The sequence below is a fragment of the Virgisporangium ochraceum genome (assembly GCF_016863655.1).
Lineage (GTDB): Bacteria > Actinomycetota > Actinomycetes > Mycobacteriales > Micromonosporaceae > Virgisporangium > Virgisporangium ochraceum.
The window spans coordinates 1-5443 of sequence record NZ_BOPH01000119.1; the positions used below are offsets into that span (position 1 = coordinate 1).

Here is a 5443-nt window from a genome sequence, read left to right on the forward strand (position 1 = left end):
TGAAGCCCCACTGCAGTTTCGTTCCTCGAACAACGATCAACAGACGGGAAGGGGTCACGCCCGGCGTGGCCCCTTCCTCGTGTCCTACGACGGCGGGTACTGCTTGTCGGCGAGGAGCTGGGCGAGGTGGGCGGCGTTCGCCGCGGCGGTCTTCGTGGCCCTGCCCGTGGTGTCGGGCTTCGGCCCGGCCCGGTCGTAGTCGACCCCGCCCATCGCCTCGCCCACCCAGTACGTGCCACCCGACGCGGGGATGCTGAAGCCGACGTCGCTCAACGCCTGCATGACCTCGGCGGTGACGTGGTGCGCGCCGTCCTCGTTGCCCACCACCGCGACGATGGCCACCTTGCCGTAGGTCAGCATCCGGCCCTCGGAGTCGGTCTCGGACAGCTCGGCGTCGAGGCGTTCGAGCACCATCTTGCACACGCTCGACGGCTGTCCCATCCAGATCGGGCTGGCGACCACGAGGATCTGCGCGTTCATGATCTTCTCGCGGATCGCCGGCCACTCGTCGCCGTCGCCCTCGTCGGTGGAGACGCCGAAGCGCACGTCGTGGTCGACGACGCGCACCACCTCGCCGGTGACGTCGTGGTCGGCCAGCGCCGCCAGCACCTCGCGTCCCAGAAGTTCGGAACTTGACGGGGCGGGCGACTTCTTCAGGGAGCATCCCAGTACGACTGCGGTCAACGACATGATCCGACCCCTTCCCCGCGGCGGGCGGGGCAAACGGGTCAGTGGACCAGCTTGAGCCCGACCACCCCACCGATGATCATGGACAGGAACAGGATCTTCAGGGCCGACACGGGCTCCTGGCCGGTGGTCATCGCGTACGCGACGGTCAGCACCGCGCCGATGCCGACCCACACCGCGTACGCGGTGCCGACCGGCAGGTCACGCATCGCGAAGGCCAGGCCGCCCATGCTGGCGACCAGCGCCACGAGGAACACCACCGACGGAACCGGCCGGCTGAAGCCCTCCGAACGGCCCAACGCCGCGGCCCACACCGCTTCGAGCACACCGGATACGACCAGGACGAGCCACGACATCACAGCCTCCACGGGCCGTCTTGTCGCTGGCCGGGTACGGCACCCCTCGTCCGGGAGCCCGGAACGGGCTCGTGACCGAGGCTGTCACAGTCGGTCACCAACGGCAAGTGAGTGACCGGCGTCACAGCGATCGGAGAACCATCACCGGCAGAGTCGTCGTCTTGCCGGATGTGAGACGACCTCGGTTCGACACACTCGACGAAGGCGCACTGCTGCGGCACATCGCCCGCGGCGACCGCGCGGCCTTCGACGAGCTGTACCGCCGGGCCGCGCCGTGGCTCACGGTGCGGCTACGGCGGCGGTGCGCCGACCCCGACATCGTGGCCGAGGTGGTGCAGGACACGTTCCTCGCCGTGTGGCGGTCGGCGGCCGGCCACGCGCACGGCTCCGCCGGTGGCAGCGCGCTCGGCTGGCTGTGGACCATCGCCGCGCACCGGCTGGTCGACGCGTTCCGGCGGCGGGCCCGGCAGGAGCGGGTGCCGGTGGTGCCGGTGGCCGAGACCGTCGCGCCGGCGGCCGAGGAGCAGGTGCTGGCCGGCGGCATCGAGCCCGACCTGGAGCGGGCGCTGCTCCAGCTGCCGCCGGAGCTGCGGCAGGTGCTCTGCGCGATGGTCCTCGACGGGCTCACCACGCGGGAGACCTCGCTGCTGCTCGGCATGCCCGAAGGAACCGTGAAGACCCGCGCGCGGCGGGCGCGCATCGCGCTGCGGGAGGCGCTGTCATGACCCAACATCCCCAGCCGGCGCTGGTCGCCGGATACGCAACGGGCGGAGCCGGACTCGACGACGCCACCATCTGGGCCATCGAGGCCCACCTCGAGACCTGCGCCGGCTGCCGGGCCGTGCTGGCCCGCGCCGTCGACGGCGACACGCAGGAACTGCTCGACCGGGTGGCCGTCGGCATCGGCGCCGGCATCGCCGCCGGTCCGGGGCCCGCGCCCCGGCGCCGGTGGCAGCTGCGCCGCACCGCGTTCGCCGTGCGCATGCTGCCGTGGCTGGCGATGGCCGTCAGCCTCGTCGTCGCCGCTGTCGCGCTCGACCTCGCGGTCGACCGGGCCTTCGACCGCGTGCCGTCGGTGGTGCTGCTCCTCGCGCCGGTGGTGCCGCTGCTGCCGGTGGCGGCGGTGTGGAGCCGGCGGACCGATCCCGCGTGGGAGCTGATGGTCTCGGCGCCGCGCAGCGGGCTGTGGATGCTCCTGCGGCGCACCATGGCCGCACTCGTTGCGGTGCTGCCGGTCCTCGCCGTGGCCGGGTGGGCGACCGGCAACTCGCCGGCGCTGTGGCTGCTGCCGTGCCTCGCGTTCACGGCCGGGAGTCTCGCGCTCGGCGGGCTGATCGGGGTCGACCGGGCCGCCGTCGTACTGGCGGCCGTGTGGGCGGCGGGCGTCGTGGTGCCGAGCCTCGTGCTCGACCGGCTTCCGGTGCTGCTCACCGGTGGCAGCTGGCCGATCTGGGCCGCGCTCACGTGCGTCCTCTCCGCCCTGGTGCCGATCCGGGCCGCCGATCACCGGCACCCGCGCGTCGGCGCGTCCTGAGACAACACACGACGAACGGAGACCTTCATGCGCGCAGTGAGCACGACGGAGACCGCGCCCGACCGGTACGCGTGGGCGGTGCAGGCCGGTGGGTTGCGGGTCCGGGCCGGGCGGCACCTGGCCGTCGACGGGCTCGACCTGACCCTCGACACCGGGGTGCACGGCCTGCTCGGGCCGAACGGCGCCGGGAAGACCACGCTCATGCGGGCCCTGGCCACGGTGGTGAAGCCCGCCGGCGGCACGCTGGCCATGCTCGGCACCGACGTCGGCGGCCGCGGAGGAGACCTGCGCGCGCTGCGGCGCAGCCTCGGCTACCTGCCGCAGCACTTCGGGTTCTACCCGCGGTTCACCGTGCGCGAGTTCATCGAGTACATGGCGTGGCTCAAGGAGATGCCGACGTCGCTGATCCCGGGCGCGGTGCAGCGCGCGGTCGAGCGGGTGGGCCTGACCGACCGCGCCGACTCGAAGATGAAGACGCTCTCCGGCGGAATGGTGCGGCGGGCCGGCATCGCGCAGGCGATCGTCAACGACCCGCGGGTGCTGCTGCTCGACGAGCCGACCGTCGGCCTCGACCCCGAGCAGCGCATGGACTTCCGCGACCTGCTGCGCGGCATCGGTGTCGACAGCTGCGTCGTGGTGTCGACACACCTCGTGGAGGACGTGGCGGCCGCGTGCACCGACGTGGTGCTGGTCGACCAGGGGCGGCTGGTGTGGCAGGGCACCCCGGTGCAGCTCGCCGAGCGGGGCGCCGACGGGCACGCCGGCGACAGCGCCAGCGAGCGCGGCTACTCGGCGATCCTGCGGGCGCACCGGGGGTCCGCATGATCTTCCGCATCGAGCTGCGCCGGTCGTCGGCGGTGTGGAGCGCGCTGCTGGCGCTGTCCCTCGGGGTCGCGGTGCTCGTCTCGTTCCCGCAGGGCTTCGCCGGCCGGTGGATCCAGCTGGCGTCGGCCGGTCGCACCATGCTGCTGGTCCTGGTTCCGCTGGCGCTGGCCGGCGGGGCGTGGCTGGGCCGGCGGGAGGCCCGCAGCAGGGTCGGCGAGCTGTTCGCCACCACCGCCCGGCCGCGCTGGCGGCGGGTGCTGCCGACGGCCGCCGCGCTCGGGGTCACGATGGCCTCGGCGTACGTACTGATGCTGGTGATCGGTGCGGGATGGGTCGCGCCGACCGCCCGGCACGTCACGGTCGGCGCGGTCGGCCTGGCCGCGGCGGGGGCGGTGTCGATGGTGACGGCGGCGTGGCTCGGGCTCGCGGCCGGCCGGGCGATGCCGTGGCTGGTCACCCCGCCGGCGCTGGCGGTGGTGGGAGTGCTCGTCGCCGGGCTGCTGCCCGACTTCGTCTCCGTGAACAGCGTCCTGAGCCAGGACCGGCTGCCGCCGGCGGCGCTGATGCTCAGCCCGGTGTACGTCGGTGGCCTCGACGACTTCCAGACTTTCCCGGTGCGGCACAGCCTCGTGCAGGCCGGGTGGTTCGTCGCGGTCGCGGTCACCGGTCTGCTGCTCTACGGCGCGACCCGGCCGCTGACGCGCGGGCTCGCGGTGCTGCCGGCGGCGCTCGGCCTCGCCGTCACGCTGCCGCTGCTGCCGGCCGGCGCGTACGAGGGCGCGGCACGCCCCGACCCGGTGGCGCTCGAACTGGTCTGCGACGACGCCGGTCCGCAGGTCTGCATGACCCGCGTGCACGCGAACCTGCTGTCCGAGGTCGCCGGCCCGGTGCGGGAGGCGCTGGCGGTCCTCGCGGCGAAGCTGCCCGACGCACCGACGCGGGCGGTCGAGAGCGGCCACCCGCGCTCGTTCGTGCGGCAGGGCCTGATGTCCGACCCGCCCCGGTACGGCGCCGACACGCTGGTCTTCACCGCGCCGTCCTACGGGCGCACCGGCGGTGCCGACCTGAGCGGCGACTGGTACCTGAGAACGCTGCTGGCCGAGGTGTGGCGCCTCGACTGCGGCGACCAGCCATACGGGAAGGAGGTGTACCTGGCCGGCGAGGTGGCCGCGTCCTGGCTGGTGGGCCGCGCGGTCGGCTACGACCCGGAGACGCCCGCCGCGTACGAACGCTTCCTGGGCCTGCCCGCGCAGGAGCAGCGCGCCCGGCTGGCCGCCGCCCGCGCCGACGTGGTCGCGTGCCGCACCGACGCGCTGGTGGCGGTCCTGCGATGAGGTGGCTGGTCCTGTACCTGCGGTCGCGCGGCGTGCCGGTCGCCCTCGCCGTCGCGGCCGGTGCGGTCGCGCTGGTGTGGGCCGGCTGGTCCGCGTTGAGCGACTCGCACACCGTGAACGAACGCGGGGTGACCCTGACCGTCATGTTCGGGGTGGCCGCGTTCACCCGCACCCTCAGCGGCCCCGACGACGCCCTCGACCACACGGCCGCGGTCCGGTGGCCGGTGCGGCGCCTGGTCCACGTGCTCGCGGTCGGTGGCGTGATCGTCGCGCTGCTCCTGCCGTCGCTGGCCACCGACGCCCGCTTCGAGCCGGTGGGCCTGGTGCTGCGCAACACCGCCGGCCTGCTGGGCCTGACCGCGCTGGGCACCGCCCTGTTCGGTGCCGCGGTGTCCTGGGTCGCACCGGTGACGTGGTCGGTCGCCTCGGTGCTGCCGTTCCTGGAGGAGAGCCCGAAGGTGGGGATCCAGATCGCGGGGTGGCTCGTCCAGCCCGCCGACACCGGAGTCGCCACGGGCTGCGCGGTGATCCTGGCGGTGGCCGGCCTGGTCGCGTACTCGTGGCGCGGCGCGCCCCGCAACCAGAAGGCGGAGACCGCCCCCGCGTCCTAGCCACCGGGAGGGCCTTGCCGGGGTTGCGGACGGCTCCGCACCGCTCCCCGCCCCGGCCGGCCCCCGTGGCCCAGCCCACCGCGGCCGCCCCACCGC

Annotated in this window: 7 protein-coding genes and 1 riboswitch; of the genes, 5 read left to right on the top strand and 2 right to left on the bottom strand. The window is 74.2% G+C overall.

The features are described from left to right. Positions 1-84 precede the first annotated feature (84 nt). Together Voc01_RS42445 and Voc01_RS42450 are read right to left on the bottom strand one after the other, a co-directional pair. Positions 85-690, bottom strand: a complete 606-nt coding sequence (locus tag Voc01_RS42445; RefSeq protein ID WP_239160895.1) for a flavodoxin family protein — start codon at positions 688-690, stop codon at positions 85-87. 38 nt (positions 691-728) lie between these two features. Continuing rightward, complete coding sequence (locus Voc01_RS42450) at positions 729-1043, bottom strand: DMT family transporter (protein ID WP_203933399.1); 315 nt, start codon at positions 1041-1043, stop codon at positions 729-731. 9 nt (positions 1044-1052) lie between these two features. Next, a riboswitch (guanidine-III (ykkC-III) riboswitch) is annotated at positions 1053-1117 on the bottom strand. A gap of 96 nt (positions 1118-1213) precedes the next feature. On the opposite strand from Voc01_RS42450, the gene Voc01_RS42455 reads away from it, so the two are divergent. From Voc01_RS42455 to Voc01_RS42475, 5 genes are read left to right on the top strand one after another with little or no spacing between them, the layout of a single operon-like run. After that, positions 1214-1768, top strand: coding sequence for an RNA polymerase sigma factor (locus Voc01_RS42455; protein ID WP_239160896.1), 555 nt, complete (start codon positions 1214-1216; stop codon positions 1766-1768). Next, entirely contained in the window at positions 1765-2577 is an 813-nt protein-coding gene (locus tag Voc01_RS42460; protein ID WP_203933400.1) for a cupin domain-containing protein, read from the top strand. Before Voc01_RS42455 ends, Voc01_RS42460 begins: the two co-directional genes overlap by 4 nt. Positions 2578-2604: 27 nt before the next feature. Next, positions 2605-3402, top strand: coding sequence for an ABC transporter ATP-binding protein (locus Voc01_RS42465; RefSeq protein WP_203933401.1), 798 nt, complete (start codon positions 2605-2607; stop codon positions 3400-3402). Beyond that, positions 3399-4736, top strand: a complete 1338-nt coding sequence (locus Voc01_RS42470) for a hypothetical protein (protein ID WP_203933402.1) — start codon at positions 3399-3401, stop codon at positions 4734-4736. The genes Voc01_RS42465 and Voc01_RS42470 overlap by 4 nt, the downstream gene beginning before the upstream one ends. Beyond that, positions 4733-5347, top strand: coding sequence for a hypothetical protein (locus tag Voc01_RS42475; protein ID WP_203933403.1), 615 nt, complete (start codon positions 4733-4735; stop codon positions 5345-5347). Before Voc01_RS42470 ends, Voc01_RS42475 begins: the two co-directional genes overlap by 4 nt. Positions 5348-5443 lie beyond the last annotated feature (96 nt).